Genomic DNA, 16,048 nt, shown 5'->3' with positions numbered 1-16,048 from the left:
TGGGTAACCCAAAACAACTGTGGGAGTGAGCCTGCTCGCGATAGCGGTGGATCAGTCGACATCGATGTTGAATGACAAACCGTTATCGCGAGCAGGCTCACTCCCACAGTATTGGTGTTGCCCACAGAATGTATGCCTGGCACAAACCCTGTGGGCGGGGCGTTAGATCAGCCGCGGTGACGACCACGGAAATAGTTGATCAGGCCTTGGGTGGAAGCATCGTCAGCCGGGGTTTCTTCGCTGCCGACCAGGCGGTTGTAGACGCCTTTGCCCAGCTCCTTGCCCAGCTCCACGCCCCACTGGTCGAAGGCGTTGATGCCCCACACTACGCTTTGCACGAAGACTTTGTGTTCGTACATCGCCACCAGCGCGCCGAGACGACGCGGACTGATGCGCTCGACCACCAGGGTGTTGCTCGGACGGTTGCCCGGGATCACCTTGTGCGGTGCGAGTTTATGCACGTCTTCTTCACTCATGCCTTTGTCGCGCAGCTCGTTTTCAGCTTCGGCAAGGGTCTTGCCGAGCATCAATGCCTGGCTTTGCGACAGGCAGTTGGCGTACAGCCACTGGTGGTGGTCGGACACCGGGTTGAAGCTGACGATCGGCACGATGAAGTCAGCCGGGATCAGCTGGGTGCCCTGGTGCAGCAACTGGTGGTAAGCGTGTTGACCGTTGCAACCCACGCCGCCCCAGATGACCGGGCCGGTGTCGGTGGACACGGGCGTGCCGTCCTGACGGACGCTCTTGCCGTTGGATTCCATGTCCAGCTGTTGCAAGTGCTTGGTGATGTTACGCAGGTAGTGGTCGTACGGCAGGATCGCGTGGCTTTGCGCGCCCCAGAAGTTGCCGTACCAGACGCCGAGCAACGCCAGCAGCACCGGCATGTTCTGTTCGAACGGCGCGCTCTGGAAATGCTGGTCCATGGTGTAGGCACCGGACAGCAGTTCCTTGAAGTTCGACATGCCGATGGCCAGGGCGATCGGCAAACCGATGGCCGACCACAGCGAATAACGACCGCCAACCCAGTCCCACATCGGGAAGATGTTTTCTTCGCGGATGCCGAAGGCCACAGCGGCGGCGTTGTTGCTCGACACGGCGATGAAGTGACGATACAGCTCGGCTTCCGAACCACCCTGGGCCAGGTACCAGGCGCGTGCGGCCTGGGCATTCTTCAGGGTTTCGAGGGTGTTGAAGGATTTCGACGAGACGATGAACAGCGTGGTCTCGGCGCGCAGCTTCATGGTCAGTTCGTGGAATTCACTGCCGTCGATGTTCGCCAGGTAATGGCAACGCACGCCTTTCTGGGCGTAGGACAACAGCGCTTCGGACACCAGTTCAGGGCCGAGGAACGAGCCACCGATGCCGATGTTCACCACGTCAGTGATCGGCTTCTCGGTGTAACCGCGCCACAGACCATCGTGGATACGGCCCACAAGATCAGTGATCTGGTTCAGCACTTTATGCACTTCGGGCATCACGTTGACGCCGTTCACCGACAACTTGTCGCCAACCGGGCGGCGCAGAGCGGTGTGCAGGGCCGGGCGGCCTTCGGAGGAGTTGACGATTTCGCCGTCGAACAGCGACTTGATCGCGCCCTTGAGGTCGACTTCGTTGGCCAGGCCCACCAGCAGATTGCGGGTCTGGGCGTTGATCAGGTTCTTGGAGTAATCGAGAAACAGGCCGCAGCTGCTGAGGGTGAATTGAGTAAAACGCTGCGGGTCGGCATTAAAGGCTTCGCGCATGCTGAAATCCTGCATGGCTTGGCGGTGGTCTTTCAACGCTTGCCAGGCGGGCAGAGCGGTCACGTCATGAGGAGTGCGGTAGTACGCCATCGCTGCGGGTTTCCTTTTTACTTGAACGGCTTTTTGAACACGAAAAATCCCGGAACGCTGCGGGCGGGCGCTCCGGTCAACTGCGTCGAGACGATTTCATGGCGCAGGGCGAATACAGTAAACCCCGCGCATTGATCTGTCTTGCCTTTGTCTGACCCGTTTCCGGTACTTTTTTAACATCGAGTAGCGTATGGGCCGACAAACGGGCAGGTGACAGGACGTTGGTTCGATCAGGCGACCTGGATCGGGATGGCGTTGCTGGTGTGGCTCAGTTCGTTGCCCGGCGCCATGTAGAGCATCCGCGGCTTGAAGTTGAGCAGCTCGGCGTCGCTGTAATGAGCGTAGGCGCAGATGATCACTCGATCACCGACCTTGGCCTTATGCGCGGCAGCACCGTTGACGGAAATCATCCGCGAGCCTTCTTCGCCACGAATCGCATAGGTGGTGAAGCGTTCGCCGTTGTCGACGTTATAAATCTGGATCTGTTCGTATTCACGGATACCGGACAAGTCCAGCCACTCGCCGTCGATGGCGCAGGAGCCTTCGTAATCGAGTACAGCATGGGTGACTTCGGCGCGATGCAGCTTGGCCTTGAGCATGATGGCGTGCATGAGTGTTTCCCCAGGTCGGAATCGAACGGCGGGCAGTTTGCCCGAAGGCTTGAGGGGCGGCAATACAGTGCGTGGCCACTGCTTACCCCTTGTGGGAGCGAGCTTGCTCGCGATTGCGGTGGATCAGCCAACATCGATGTTGAATGACAATCCGCTATCGCGAGCAAGCTCGCTCCCACAGGGTTTGGTGGTGTTTATGCGTGCGCGTCGAGGTTCAGGTGCAGGTTGTCGATCAACCGCGTGGTCCCCAGGAACGCTGCGACCAGAATCACCAGATCCCGATCTTCGGTCGTCGCCGGACGCAAGGTCAGTGCATGGCGAATTTCCAGGTAATCCGGACGCAGGCCAGCGACTTCCAGTTGCTTGATCTGCTCATTGATCAGCGTCGGGTAATCGCGCTCGCCCTGTTTGATTGCGTCGCTGATCCGGGTCAGGGTGCGATAGACCTCTGGTGCGATGGCCCGCTGTTCTTCGCTGAGGAAACCATTGCGCGACGACAGCGCCAGGCCATCGGCCGCCCGCACGGTCGGTTCGCCAATGATCTGGATCGGCATGTTCAAGTCGTGCACCAGCGCGCGAATGACCGCCAGTTGCTGGAAGTCTTTCTGGCCGAAAATCGCCAGATCGGGCTGGACCATGTTGAACAGCTTGCTGACCACCGTCGCCACACCTTCGAAATGCCCGGGACGGCTGGCGCCACACAGGCCTTCGGAGAGTTGCGGCACGCTGACGCGGGTCTGGCCGGCCATGCCATCCGGGTACATTTCTTCAGCGGATGGCGCGAACAGCAAATGGCAACCGGCCTGGAGGAGTTTTTCCTGGTCGGCGGCAAGGGTCCGCGGGTATTTGTCGAGGTCTTCGCCGGCGCCGAATTGCAGCGGGTTGACGAAAATGCTAGCGACCACGAAATCCGCCCGTTGGGAGGCTTTGGTGATGAGCGCAACATGGCCGCTGTGCAGGTTGCCCATGGTCGGCACGAAGCCGATGCGCTTGCCTTCATTGCGGGCGCGGGCCACGGCGGCTCGCAGTTCGCGTACGGTTTTGACGGTGTTCATGCAGAGAATCCGTGTTCGATCCCAGGGAAAGTGGCTGCTTTGACTTCAGTGACGTAGGCGCTCAGTGCCGCGTGAATACTGGCTTGGCCATCCATGAAGTTCTTGACGAATTTTGGCACGCGACCGGTGATGGACAGGCCCAGCATGTCGTGCAACACCAGTACCTGGCCGTCGGTGCCACTGCCGGCGCCGATGCCGATCACCGGAATCTTCACGGCCTGGGTGATTTCTTCGGCCAATTCGCTGGGCACGCATTCGAGCAGCAGCATGGCCGCGCCAGCTTGCTCCAGGGAAATCGCATCGGCGCGCATCTGCCGCGCCTGGTTCTCGTTGCGGCCCTGGACTTTGTAGCCGCCCAGAATGTTCACCGATTGCGGTGTCAGGCCCATGTGCGCGCAGACCGGGATGCCGCGTTCGGCGAGCAGGCGGATCGAATCGGCGAGCCACAATGCCCCTTCAACCTTGACCATGTGCGCTCCGGCCTGCATCAACAGCGCGCTGTTGGTCATGGCTTGTTCGGTGGTGGCGTAGGCCATGAAGGGCAGGTCGGCGAGAATCAGCGCATCAGTGTTGCCGCGTTTGACGGCCGCCACGTGGTAAGCCATCTCAGCGGTGGTCACGGGCAGGGTGCTGTCATGACCTTGCAAAACCATGCCGAGGGAGTCGCCCACCAGCAGCACTTCGACGCCAGCCTCATTACAGGCGTGGGCGAAGGTTGCGTCATAGCAGGTCAGCATGGTGATTTTTTCACCTTTTTGCTTGAGACCTTGCAGCGTGGTCAGGGTGATGGCTGGCATGAAAAGTTCCTCATTCAGGCGCTGTGGAAACTACTGCGAGTAACGCGCGTGATTCTTCGTTAAATACAGGCGCACGGTCTGTTGTCGTGCTTTTAAGGCCTGGATTGCGCCCTTTAACGCCGTGTTGGCGGCAGCGGGACGCCTATAGTCGTGAGGAGAACTCGGGAAGTCAATTGGATGTGTTACCGCGTTGTTACGAGGCGGGTGTTACCGCTGTAACTGATGCGTTTCAGCAGCTGCAATCTCGCGTTCGACACATAAACCAGTGTGGGAGCGAGCCTGCTCGCGATAGCAATTGAGCAGGCGATAGAGAAGTTGACTGACAGTCAGTCATCGCGAGCAGGCTCGCTCCCACAGGGAATGGTTTCAATTCTGAGGGAGGCGTTCCAGGCCGACGAACGGGCAGGCAGCGAGCAAGTCGCTTAGCGTGCGGCCATCGGCCAGGCGCAAATCCGCAGGCGCAAGCTCGGCCAGCGGATACAGCACGAACGCTCGTTCCTGCAAATGGTAATGCGGCACCTTGAGGCGCGGTTCATCGATCAGCCGATCGCCAAACAGCACGATGTCGAGATCCAGCGTGCGCGGCCCCCAGCGTTCAAGTCGCTCGCGGCCCTGTTCGTTCTCGATGGCTTGCAGTGCATCGAGCAGGTCGAGCGGCGCGAGTGTGCTGTGCAGCGCCGCCACCGCGTTGGTGTAACGCGGTTGGCCGGGTAGCAGCGAGTCGCTTTGATAAAACGCGGACACCCCGACCAGTTCGGTCTGCGGCAACTGAGCGAGCGCATTGACGGCGCTGCGCAACTGTTCAGCGGGGTCAGCCAGATTGCTGCCCATGCCGATGTAGATGCGTTCCATGGATTACTCGCCCGTGGCACTCGGTGCGCCGGCTGTGCGTTTGCGCTTGGCGCCACCGCTGCGACGACGTTTGCGTGGAGCGCCGGTGCCTTCATCCTTGCCGCTGAGGTCGCGAATCATGTCGCGACGTTCGCTGTCGTTGGCGTCCTGATAGTCCGTCCACCATTCGCCCAGGCCATCGGTCTGCTCGCCAGCGCTTTCGCGCAGCAGCAGGAAGTCGTAGCCGGCGCGGAACCGCGGGTTGTCCAGCAGCAGGTCGGCACGTTTGCCGCTGCGCCGTGGCAGGCGCTCCTGCATGTCCCAGATCTCGCGGATCGGCATGGTGAAGCGTTTTGGAATCGCGATCCGCTGGCACTGTTCGGCAATCAGCTCGTGCGCCGCTTCCTGCATCGCCGGAATCGGCGGCATGCCGCGTTCTTGCAGGCGCAGTACGCGCGCCGGCAGGGCAGGCCACAACAGGGCCGCAAACAGGAACGCCGGGGTGACCGGTTTGTTCTGCTTGATCCGCAGGTCCGTGTTGACCAGCGCTTCGCTGATCAGGGTGTGGGTGTAGGTCGGGTTGTATTCGAGCGCTTCGGCACTGGCCGGGAACAGCGGATCGAACAGCTGCAAGTCGACGAGCATCTCGAAGGTGTCTGCAGCATGGCCGGAGAGGAACAGCTTGAGCACTTCTTCGAACAGGCGGGCCGAGGGAATCTCGCGCAGCATCGGTGCCAGGTCGCGAATCGGCAGGGCGCTGTGTTTTTCGATACCGAAATTCAGCTTGGCGGCGAACCGCACGGCCCGCAGCATCCGCACCGGGTCTTCCTGATAGCGCTGCTTGGGGTCGCCGATCAGACGGATCAGGTGATTGCGGATGTCGTGCACACCGTTGGCGTAGTCGAGGATGCGCTCACTGACCGGATCGTAATACAGGGCGTTGATGGTGAAGTCGCGGCGTTGCGCGTCTTCTTCCAGCGTGCCGTAGACGTTATCGCGCAAGATGCGCCCGCTTTCGTTACGGGAAGACTGGTTGCTGTCTTCTTCCTCGTCATTTTGCGGGTGATTGGCGCGGAAGGTCGCGACTTCAATGATTTCGCGACCGAAGTGGATATGCACGAGTTTGAAACGGCGACCGATGATCCGCGCATTGCGGAATTCGGCACGCACCTGTTCAGGCGTGGCGCTGGTGGCGACGTCAAAATCTTTAGGCGTGATGCCGAGCAGCATGTCACGCACACAGCCGCCGACCAGGTAGGCTTGGTAACCGGCGTTCTGCAGGCGTTCGACGATATTCACCGCATAACGGCTGAATTGGGCCTTTTGCAGCGAGTGTTGGCCGCTGTTGAGGACTTCAGGCGTGGTGCGAATGTGTTGCGTATGACGCTTGGGAGAACGGAATGACTGGAACAACTTCTTCAGCATGGGATGCACTGTTTGAAGGAATGTTCGGCCATAACGAAGAATGACCGCATGATGGGCGGGGATTCTAGCATTTAGTCGGGGGATGGTGTAGGAAGCTGCGCAAGCGTGTGCAGGGGATGTCGCGTACAAGGCCAAACGCCAGAAACCACAAGGGGAGCCGAAGCTCCCCAAGAAGTAGTTGCATGCTCTATTTTTATTATTGGTTTCGGGCTTTTTGTTTTTGTTAAGTGCCCTCGCCATGAAGTTTTTCCTTCATGACCCTCCCAATCGGGAGCCAAGAGCAAACGGATTGCTTTGGTCGCTGTGCTGCAGTGATCTCGCGATCCAACCAGTTCAGGCACTGTCTTAGGACAGTTTTTTATTATTCTCGGCCTGGTCGTGGGGCAAGCCCCAAATACAACGCCTCTCCAAAAGAATCAGTTAGCTGCGCCTCTCGCCGTCTTGTTTTTATTGTGCGTGAGTCGATTCGTCTTATTTTTATTGTCTTGTGCATTGCTTGTTATTGTTCTTGTACCAAACATATAGCAGGGGGCGTGCCAACTTTTGCGAAGGCCAGTAAAACAAGGGGTTAGGCCGGCTGGGGGAGGTTTTCAAGGCCCAAAAAAACCGGGGCTTCGTTACCGTAAGCCCCGGCTTCTGTTACGCGAAATAGGTGGGGTAACAGTTTCTTCGCAAAGTCACGTGTTACCCGCACATCAGACAGCTGTGGTTCAGCTCTCGCTGGCGACCCCTGTCTTGCGCCGCGGGATACCCAGGCGCTGACGGCGTTCCCACAGACACTTGCGACTGACCCCGAGTTTGCGGGCCAGCTCGGTTTCGGTCATGTGGTCCTGATGTTCCAGAACGAAGTGCTGGAAGTAGTCTTCCAGTGACAGGTCTTCGGTCGGCTCATGGCTGTTGTTGCTGGCATTGTTGCCCTGTTGCGGCGCCAGGCCCATGAAGTCGTCGTCTTCCAGGTCGCTCAGTTCAATGTCGATGCCCAGTAGCTCGGCGGAAATTTCCGGGCTTTCACACAGGATGACGGCGCGCTCGACCGCATTTTCCAGCTCGCGAACGTTGCCAGGCCAGGTGTAGTGACGAATCGCTTGTTCAGCATCCGGGGCAAACTTCAGATCGGTGCGGTTGACCCGCGCGCTCTGTCTGGCCAGGAAGGCGTTGGCAATTTCGTTGACGTCGGCGCCGCGCTCGCGCAGGGCCGGCAGTTTCAGGGCGATCACGTGGAGGCGGTAGTACAAGTCCTCACGGAACTGGCCGATTTTCGCCAGGCTCTTGAGGTCCCGGTGAGTGGCCGCGATCAGGCGCACATCGACCTTCTGCGACTGGACCGAGCCGACCCGGCGAATCTCGCCTTCCTGCAACACGCGCAACAGGCGGGCCTGGGCCTCCAGCGGCAGTTCGCCGATTTCATCGAGGAACAAGGTGCCGCCATCCGCAGCTTCGACCAAGCCGGCACGCCCGGCGCTGGCGCCGGTGAATGCACCTTTTTCGTGGCCGAACAGTTCGGACTCGATCAGGCTTTCCGGGATAGCTGCGCAGTTCACCGAAATCATCGGTGCCTTGGCGCGCTTGGACAGGTTGTGCAGCGCGCGCGCCACCAGTTCTTTACCGGTGCCGGATTCGCCCTGGATCAGGACATTGGAATCGGTCGGCGCGACCTTGCGAATTTTGCTGTACAGGTCTTGCATCGGCGGGCATGAACCGATGATGCCGATTTCGCCGTTGCTGTTATCGACACCCGGTTTCGCCGCGCCATTGCCGGCTTTGCCGGTGGCAGGTTCAACACTGGCTTGCACCGATTGGCGGTCGCGCAAGATCCGGGCGACGGCCTGGAGCATTTCGTCGTGATCGAAAGGCTTGGCGATGTAATCCACCGCGCCCATCTTCATCGAGTCAACGGCCGAACGCAGGCTGGCGTAGCTGGTCATGATCAGCACCGGAGTGCCCTGGCCAAGTTTGATCAGCTCGGTGCCCGGGGCGCCAGGCAGACGCAGGTCACTGACGATCAGGTCGAACGTGGGGATGGTGAAGCGTTCTTGTGCTTCCTGCACTGAACCGGCTTCGCTGACCTGGTACTGGTTACGTTCCAGCAGGCGGCGCAAGGCGGAGCGGATAATTGTTTCGTCTTCGACGATCAAAATGTGCGGCATTGATTCGATTCTCTCGACGGTCTCAGTTCACAGCGGACGTCGCTTCGACATGACGCGGCAAGGTCACCCGGATACGGGTGCCGCGTTGGCTTTGAACATCAGCCGGGCTGTCGATGGTGATTTGTCCATAATGCTCTTCAACGATGGAATAGACCAGTGCAAGGCCCAGACCGGTGCCTTCGCCAGGATCCTTGGTGGTGAAGAAAGGTTCGAACAATCGGTCCATGATGTTCTTCGGAATACCGCTGCCTTCGTCTTCCACGATCAAGTCGACCGTGTGTTCGCCGGCTTCACTCTTGACTCGCACCGCACTGCCGGGAGGCGAGGCGTCACGGGCGTTTGAGAGCAGATTGATCAGGACTTGGGCAAGTCGCTGCGGATCACCCTCGACCCAGTGATCCGGGTCGCAGAGATTATAGAACTGCACTTCGAAATTGCGCCGGTTCAGGGCCAGCAAACCGATGGCGTCCTGAGCCACTTCGGCCAGACAGACGGGCTCGTCGCTGTGCTGATGACTGCCTGCGTGAGCGAAGCTCATCAACGACTGGACGATGCGCGAGACACGTTTGGTCTGCTCGAGAATCTGTCCGCTGATTTCCTTCAACTCGCTATCGTCTTCGCGTTCTTCGCGCAGGTTCTGCGCCAGGCATGCGATGCCGGTGATCGGGTTGCCGATTTCGTGCGCCACGCCGGCGGCGAGTCGACCGATGCTGGCCAGACGCTCGGAGTGCACCAGTTTGTCTTCGAGCATCTGGGTTTCCGTCAGGTCTTCCACTAGCAGTACCAGGCCACTGTTGCCCGGTGCGAGCGGTTCATCGATCGCCGCTTTGTGCAGGTTCAGCCAGCGCGTCTGGCCATCGAGCGCCAGGTGCTGTTTGTGCAAGTGCTCGTCCGGCAGATTGATGAAGCCTTGCAACAGTTCTTTCCACGGATCGGCGATGGTGCTCAGGCGCGAACCGACCACACGCTGCGCGGCAATCCCGGTCAGCTCCTCCATGGCTTTGTTCCACATGAGGATTTCCTGATCCTTGGCCAGCGAGCAGACGCCCATCGGCAATTCCTGCAAGGTCTGGCGGTGATAGCGGCGCAGAGCGTCGAGTTCGGCGGCAAGTCCCGTCAGGCGCGAGTGGTAATCCTCGAGGCGGCTTTCAATGAAGTGAATGTCTTCAGTGACGTAGTTTTCGCCACCGGCCTTATAAGGCAGGAAGGTTTCGACCATGTCTTGCGCCACGCTCGGGCCCATCAGGCCAGAAAGGTTGGCCTCGATACGGTCACGCAAACGGCGCAAGGCGTACGGCCGACGCTCGTCGAACGGCAGATAAAGATCGCGTAGCGCCTGTTCGACTTCTTTCTGTGCGGCTTTTGCGCCCAGTGGTTTGGCCAGTTGCGTCGCGAATTCCTGAGGCGATGCGGCGTGCAGTTCGCGGCGTTGCGGGCGACGTACGTTGTCCACGGCGCAGGCTTCGGCGGCACTGGCCTCTTCGGGACTGGCATTGGTGAACAGCGAGATCAGGGTGAACATCAGCACGTTGGCAGCCAGCGATGCGATCGCCGCCATGTGCCAACTGGTATCGTCCAGCACGTAGATCATGTTCAGCAGCGGAATGTAGAAGCCCTGCAGGTTGCCGACCAGCGGCAACAGCATGGTCACCACCCACACCAGAATCCCCGCCAGCAAACCGGCAATGAAGCCGCGGCGATTGGCGGTCGGCCAGTAGAGGACGGACAGCACGCCGGGCAAGAACTGCAACGTCGCCACAAACGCGACGATCCCCAGGTTCGCCAGATCCTGTTCGGCGCCCAGCAGCAGGTAGAAACCGTAACCGGCCATGATGATCGCAACGATCAACGCCCGGCGGGTCCACTTCAGCCAGCGATAGATGTTGCCTTCCGCCGGCGGCTGATAGAGCGGCAGCACCAGGTGGTTCAGTGCCATCCCGGACAGCGCCAGGGTGGTGACGATGATCAAACCACTGGCCGCCGACAACCCGCCAACATAGGCCAATAGCGCCAATGCTTTGCTGTTGGCGGCGATGCCGATGCCCAGCGTGAAGTATTCGGGATTGGTGGTGGCGCCGAGTTTCAGGCCGGCCCATAGGATCAGCGGCACCGCCAGGCTCATTAGCAGCAGGAACAGCGGCAAGCCCCAGCTCGCACTGACCAGCGAGCGCGGGTTGAGGTTTTCAGTAAACGTCATGTGGTACATGTGCGGCATCACGATCGCCGAAGCGAAGAACACCAGCAGCAGCGTGCGCCACGGACCTTCTTGCAAGGGTGTGTGTAATGCGGCGAGGGCGGTCTGGTTCTGCAGCAGCCACAACTCCAGCTGTTGCGGGCCATCGAACACGCCATAAAGGGCATACAGACCGACACCACCAATGGCGATCAGCTTGATCACCGACTCGAAAGCGATCGCGAACACCAGGCCTTCATGCTTCTCGCGCGTGGCAATGTGGCGGGAGCCGAAGAAAATCGTGAACAGCGTAATCAGTGCGCAAAAGCTCAGGGCCACGCGATGCTGCACCGGTTCCCGAGTCAGGATGCCAATCGAGTCGGCCACCGCCTGAATCTGCAACGCCAGCAACGGCAGCACGCCGATTAGCATGAAGATCGTGGTCAGCGCCCCGGCCCACGTGCTGCGGAAACGGAACGCGAACAGGTCGGCCAGCGACGACAGTTGATAGGTGCGGGTGATTTTCAGAATCGGGTACAGCAACACTGGCGCCAGCAAAAATGCACCGGAGACACCCAGGTAGCTGGACAGAAAGCCGTAGCCGTACTGATAGGCCAGGCCCACCGTGCCATAAAATGCCCAGGCGCTTGCGTAAACGCCCAGCGACAAGGTGTACGTCAGCGGGTGGCGAATGATCGCCCGGGGGATCATGCCCCGTTCGCTGATCCAGGCGACGCCGAACAGCACCGCCAGGTACGCGGCGCTGATCAGGATCATCTGGGTCAGGCTAAAGCTCATCGGCATCTTTTTGGCTCTGCAGGATGAAGGTCACGACGATCAGAATCAGCCAGAGCAGATAGGGGCGATACCAGGCGCCAGTGGCGTCGATCCACCAATCCATGATGGCCGGGGAGAACAGATAAATCCCCACTACCAGGAGCAGGACCAAGCGATAGATGTACATCCCGGCCTCTCTTTTTTAGGCGCGTGCCCGAAAACGTGCGGCGATGGTAACGGATGGGTGCGCCACTGCAAGCGCGATCACTGCAATTGCGCCTCGGGCAGCGCCAGTGTGCGCGGGATTGACCGCGCATCCCAGTGGGCGATTCCCCAATTCAGCACTTCCCGTGGCGTGGCATATTCCAGTTCAGCACCCGGGGTTTGGCCCAGTGCTCGCAGTGCACGCAGTAGCAGCGGCGTGGCCTGATCTTCGGTCAATGGCGGCGAGCGATAGGACTTGCCGAGTTTGTTGCCGTCGGGTTGGGTGATCAACGGGATATGCAGGTAACGCGGTTGCGGCAGGCCGAGCAGTTCTTGCAGGTAAAGCTGGCGAGGGGTCGAGTCGAGCAAGTCGGCGCCACGCACGATGTCGGTAATGCCTTGCCAGGCGTCGTCGAGCACCACCGCCAGTTGATAGGCGTAGAGGCCGTCGCGGCGACGGATCACAAAATCGCCGACGTCCCGGCCCAGGTGCTGGCGGAATTCGCCTTGCACCCGGTCGATGAAGTGGTATTCCAGTTCAGGCACGCGCAAGCGAATCGCTGCGTCTTCGGTGCCATGCCCGGCATTGCGACAAAACCCCGGATAAATGCCGTGATACGGCTCCAATTGTTTGCGCGAGCACGTGCAGGCGTACGCCAGGCCCTGATTGAACAGGCGATTGAGGACGTCGGCATAGGCCTCGTGCCGGTCACTCTGGCGGACCATCTCGCCATCCCACTCGAACCCGTAGCTTTCCAGGGCTTTGAGGATAGCGGCCTGAGCACCGGGTTCTTCCCGTGGTGGATCGAGGTCTTCCATGCGCATCAGCCAGCGCCCTCCGACCGCACGCGCGTCGAGGTACGAGGCCAGCGCTGCGACCAGCGAACCGAAATGCAGATGTCCACTGGGCGTGGGGGCGAAGCGGCCGATGTAGGGAGAGGCGATGGCGGTCATGGCTGGATATTACTTTGTTGGCGGCGATTGAGCGTACGGCTTGATACCGCCATCGCGAGCAAGCTCGCTCCCACATTGGCTCTGTGGCGTTCACAAATCCAGCGTGGCAGCGAGCTTGCTCGCGATGGCGATTTTAAAGACACAACAGGCATCAGCAAATATCAGAAACAAAAACGGAGCGTTCGCACGCTCCGTTTTTCGTTCAAGTCGATGTTACTTGCCGACCTGCTTTTCCTTGATTTCCGCCAGGGTCTTGCAGTCAACGCACATGTCGGCGGTAGGGCGGGCTTCCAGTCGCTTGACGCCGATTTCGACGCCACAGGACTCGCACCAGCCATATTCTTCGTCTTCGATCAACTGAAGCGTCTTGTCGATCTTCTTGATCAGCTTGCGCTCACGGTCGCGGGCGCGCAGCTCAAGGCTGAACTCTTCTTCCTGGCTGGCACGGTCTGCCGGGTCCGGGAAGTTGGCCGCTTCGTCTTTCATGTGATCAACCGTGCGGTCGACTTCCTGCATCAAGTCCTGTTTCCACTTGTTCAGGATCTTGGTGAAGTGAGCGCGCATGGGCTTGCCCATATACTCCTCGCCCTTCACTTCTTTGTAGGGTTCGAAGCCGCTGATCGACTGATTTTGTTGCTTTGCTTGGGTGGACATGAAATAGACCGCCTCTACTCTTGTAATCCATTGCGCAGGATAGCTCCATCACCGACACCTGCCGGCCCTGCGGCTGCAAGCGGGCGAACTTACCAGATCAAATCGGGGCGCGCTACTCCCGGATGTCGAGGTAATGGCCCCAGGGGCTTGCAAATGATTGCAAAGCCTTGTCTGGCGGCGTTGGAGACCTGATCAATTATTGATTTTAGTCAAACCTGGGGTACACGCTTGAGTCGTTTACGGCCAGGGGTATAAGCGCTCAGACCGCTTTAGGTTCTCGCTCGTTCCTGCGCTTGGGTAGAATCGATTCTTTTCCCCGTTGAGGAAGGCTAATGGCTCAGTCCTACAGTGCCCGCAGTCGCGCAATCGAACCTTTCCATGTCATGGCGCTGCTGGCGCGGGCCAATGAACTGCAAGCTGCTGGTCGCGATGTTATCCACCTGGAAATCGGCGAGCCGGACTTCACCACCGCCGAGCCGATCATCCAGGCCGGCCAGGCCGCGTTGACGGCGGGCAAGACCCGTTACACCGCCGCGCGCGGCATCCCCGAGTTGCGTGAAGCCATTTCGGGCTTCTATCAGCAACGTTACGGGCTGAACATCGATCCGCAGCGAATCCTTATTACTCCGGGCGGTTCTGGCGCGTTGCTGCTGGCCAGCGCTTTGTTGGTGGATCCGGGCAAACACTGGTTGCTGGCGGATCCGGGTTATCCCTGCAACCGGCATTTCCTGCGATTGGTCGAAGGCGCTGCGCAACTGGTGCCGGTAGGACCGGACGTGCGCTATCAGTTGACGCCGGACCTGGTGGCCCGCCACTGGGACCAGGACAGCGTCGGCGCCCTGGTGGCATCGCCGGCCAACCCGACGGGGACGATCCTGACCCGCGATGAGTTGGCGCGATTGTCGGTGGCGATCAAGGAGCGTCACGGCCATCTGGTGGTCGACGAGATTTACCACGGCCTGACTTACGGCACCGATGCCGCCAGTGTGCTGGAAGTCGATGACAGCGCCTTCGTTCTCAATAGTTTTTCCAAATATTTCGGCATGACCGGATGGCGCCTGGGTTGGCTGGTCGCGCCAGAAGTGGCGGTCGGCGAGCTGGAAAAACTGGCACAGAATCTCTACATCAGTGCCCCGAGCATGGCCCAGCACGCGGCACTGGCGTGCTTTGAACCGGCGACCATCAGCATTCTGGAAGAGCGTCGCGCCGAATTCGGTCGTCGTCGCGATTTCCTCTTGCCCGCCCTGCGGGAACTGGGTTTTGGCATCGCCGTGGAACCGGAAGGTGCGTTCTACTTGTACGCTGATATCAGCAAGTTCGGCGGCGATGCCTTCGCGTTTTGCCGGCATTTCCTCGAAACCGAGCACGTGGCATTTACCCCGGGCCTGGATTTCGGGCGTTACCAGGCCGGGCATCATGTGCGATTTGCCTACACCCAAAGCTTGCCACGCCTGCAGGAAGCGGTTGAGCGGATCGCGCGCGGCTTGAAGAGCTGGCAAGGCTGATGCGTTTTCATCCTCCCCTTGAAGAAGGTCGCCTGATCCGCCGTTACAAGCGCTTCCTCGCCGATATCGAAACCATTGAAGGCGAGTTGTTGACCATTCATTGCCCAAATACGGGCTCGATGCTCAATTGTCAGGTCGAAGGCGGGCAGGTCTGGTTCAGTCGTTCCAATGACCCGAAGCGCAAACTGCCCGGTACCTGGGAAGTTGGCGAAACTCCGCAAGGCCGGCTGTTTTGTGTGAACACCGGGCGCGCCAACGGTTTGATCGAAGAGGCGTTGCGCGCGGGCGTCATTACCGAGCTGAACGGTTTTACCGGGCTCAAGCGCGAAGTGGCCTACGGACAGGAAAGCAGCCGCATTGATTTCCGCCTCGATTACCCGGACGGGCCGGCATATGTGGAAGTCAAAAGTGTCACGTTGGGCTTCGACGGTTCATTGGTGGCGGCTTTTCCCGATGCGGTTACACAGCGTGGTGCGAAACATTTGCGCGAACTCGCACATCTGGCTCGGGACGGGATTCGTGCGGTGCAGTTGTATTGTGTGAACCTGACGGGAGTCGACGCCGTGCGTCCGGCAGAGGAGATCGACTCTGCCTACGCGGCGGCATTGCGCGAGGCGGTGGCCTGCGGTGTCGAGGTGCTCGCTTACGGCGTGCGTTTGACTCACGAAGAGATGGTGGTCGATCGGCGGCTGGACGTATTGCTCGGCGACTAAAGGCTGATCCAGATTCCTTGCGCGTCTTCGCGACAGGCAATGGCGGTCAGGGATTGTCCGGCGCACGGGCCGGCGACGCATTCGCCGTCTTCGATCAGAAACAGTGCGCCGTGGGTCGCGCATTGGATCAGGCTGTTGCTGGGGTCCAGGAACTGGTCGGCCTTCCATTCCAGCCCGACGCCCCGGTGTGGACAGCGATTGATGTAGACATAGACTTGGCCGCCCCGGCGCACGGCAAACAGCTTCTGGCTATCGATGTCGAAACCGCGACTGCTGTTGTCGGGCAATTGGGCGCCGGTACAAAGAAACTTCATGTCTATCCTCAAATCCGCCGGCCCGTGACCGGAAATGTCCGGGCTTGATGTTCAAC

At 59.8% G+C, this 16,048-nt stretch carries 14 protein-coding genes; 2 read left to right on the top strand and 12 right to left on the bottom strand.

Annotated elements, in window-relative coordinates:
- Window positions 1-167: 167 nt before the first annotated feature.
- The 11 genes from pgi to dksA all read right to left on the bottom strand — a co-directional run bounded on the left by pgi (window position 168) and on the right by dksA (window position 13,460).
- Window positions 168-1,832 (bottom strand): glucose-6-phosphate isomerase, encoded by a 1,665-nt coding sequence (gene pgi / locus ACM6I0_RS26195; protein ID WP_285433680.1) that lies wholly within the window; start codon window positions 1,830-1,832, stop codon window positions 168-170.
- A 230-nt stretch (window positions 1,833-2,062) separates the two neighbouring features.
- On the bottom strand, window positions 2,063-2,443 hold the full coding sequence (gene panD, locus ACM6I0_RS26190) for an aspartate 1-decarboxylase (protein WP_285433679.1): 381 nt from the start codon (window positions 2,441-2,443) through the stop codon (window positions 2,063-2,065).
- A 194-nt stretch (window positions 2,444-2,637) separates the two neighbouring features.
- A complete protein-coding gene (gene panC / locus ACM6I0_RS26185) occupies window positions 2,638-3,498 on the bottom strand; it encodes a pantoate--beta-alanine ligase (protein ID WP_285433678.1) in 861 nt (286 codons plus the stop codon).
- Window positions 3,495-4,295: a 3-methyl-2-oxobutanoate hydroxymethyltransferase gene (panB, locus tag ACM6I0_RS26180; protein WP_285433677.1), complete on the bottom strand. Its 801-nt coding sequence runs from the start codon at window positions 4,293-4,295 to the stop codon at window positions 3,495-3,497. The genes panC and panB overlap by 4 nt, the downstream gene beginning before the upstream one ends.
- 366 nt (window positions 4,296-4,661) lie before the next feature.
- On the bottom strand, window positions 4,662-5,147 hold the full coding sequence (gene folK / locus ACM6I0_RS26175) for a 2-amino-4-hydroxy-6-hydroxymethyldihydropteridine diphosphokinase (protein ID WP_285433676.1): 486 nt from the start codon (window positions 5,145-5,147) through the stop codon (window positions 4,662-4,664).
- 3 nt (window positions 5,148-5,150) lie between these two features.
- Window positions 5,151-6,551, bottom strand: a complete 1,401-nt coding sequence (locus tag ACM6I0_RS26170) for a polynucleotide adenylyltransferase PcnB (RefSeq protein WP_285433675.1) — start codon at window positions 6,549-6,551, stop codon at window positions 5,151-5,153.
- A 710-nt stretch (window positions 6,552-7,261) separates the two neighbouring features.
- On the bottom strand, window positions 7,262-8,698 hold the full coding sequence (locus tag ACM6I0_RS26165) for a sigma-54-dependent transcriptional regulator (protein WP_222588473.1): 1,437 nt from the start codon (window positions 8,696-8,698) through the stop codon (window positions 7,262-7,264).
- A 22-nt stretch (window positions 8,699-8,720) separates the two neighbouring features.
- A complete protein-coding gene (locus ACM6I0_RS26160; protein ID WP_167360475.1) occupies window positions 8,721-11,675 on the bottom strand; it encodes a sensor histidine kinase in 2,955 nt (984 codons plus the stop codon).
- Entirely contained in the window at window positions 11,659-11,835 is a 177-nt protein-coding gene (locus ACM6I0_RS26155) for a hypothetical protein (protein ID WP_003176118.1), read from the bottom strand. Before ACM6I0_RS26155 ends, ACM6I0_RS26160 begins: the two co-directional genes overlap by 17 nt.
- A 77-nt stretch (window positions 11,836-11,912) precedes the next feature.
- Window positions 11,913-12,797, bottom strand: a complete 885-nt coding sequence (gene gluQRS, locus ACM6I0_RS26150) for a tRNA glutamyl-Q(34) synthetase GluQRS (protein ID WP_414923745.1) — start codon at window positions 12,795-12,797, stop codon at window positions 11,913-11,915.
- A gap of 222 nt (window positions 12,798-13,019) precedes the next feature.
- Window positions 13,020-13,460, bottom strand: coding sequence for an RNA polymerase-binding protein DksA (gene dksA / locus ACM6I0_RS26145; RefSeq protein WP_090179905.1), 441 nt, complete (start codon window positions 13,458-13,460; stop codon window positions 13,020-13,022).
- A 332-nt stretch (window positions 13,461-13,792) separates the two neighbouring features.
- On the opposite strand from dksA, the gene ACM6I0_RS26140 reads away from it, so the two are divergent.
- Both ACM6I0_RS26140 and sfsA read left to right on the top strand, forming a co-directional pair.
- A complete protein-coding gene (locus ACM6I0_RS26140; protein ID WP_414923628.1) occupies window positions 13,793-14,965 on the top strand; it encodes a pyridoxal phosphate-dependent aminotransferase in 1,173 nt (390 codons plus the stop codon).
- The gene (gene sfsA, locus ACM6I0_RS26135; protein WP_414923627.1) at window positions 14,965-15,678 is read left to right on the top strand and encodes a DNA/RNA nuclease SfsA; all 714 of its coding nucleotides are present in this window, start codon (window positions 14,965-14,967) and stop codon (window positions 15,676-15,678) included. Before ACM6I0_RS26140 ends, sfsA begins: the two co-directional genes overlap by 1 nt.
- Here sfsA and ACM6I0_RS26130 read toward each other — a convergent pair.
- The gene (locus ACM6I0_RS26130; RefSeq protein WP_414923626.1) at window positions 15,675-15,992 is read right to left on the bottom strand and encodes a Rieske (2Fe-2S) protein; all 318 of its coding nucleotides are present in this window, start codon (window positions 15,990-15,992) and stop codon (window positions 15,675-15,677) included. The two genes, sfsA and ACM6I0_RS26130, sit on opposite strands and share 4 nt — an antisense overlap.
- Window positions 15,993-16,048 lie beyond the last annotated feature (56 nt).

Source organism: Pseudomonas sp. IT-P294 (assembly GCF_949767865.1).
Taxonomy (GTDB): domain Bacteria; phylum Pseudomonadota; class Gammaproteobacteria; order Pseudomonadales; family Pseudomonadaceae; genus Aquipseudomonas.
Note: the sequence above shows the minus strand (reverse complement) of the source record. Positions and strands in the feature narration are given on the sequence as shown.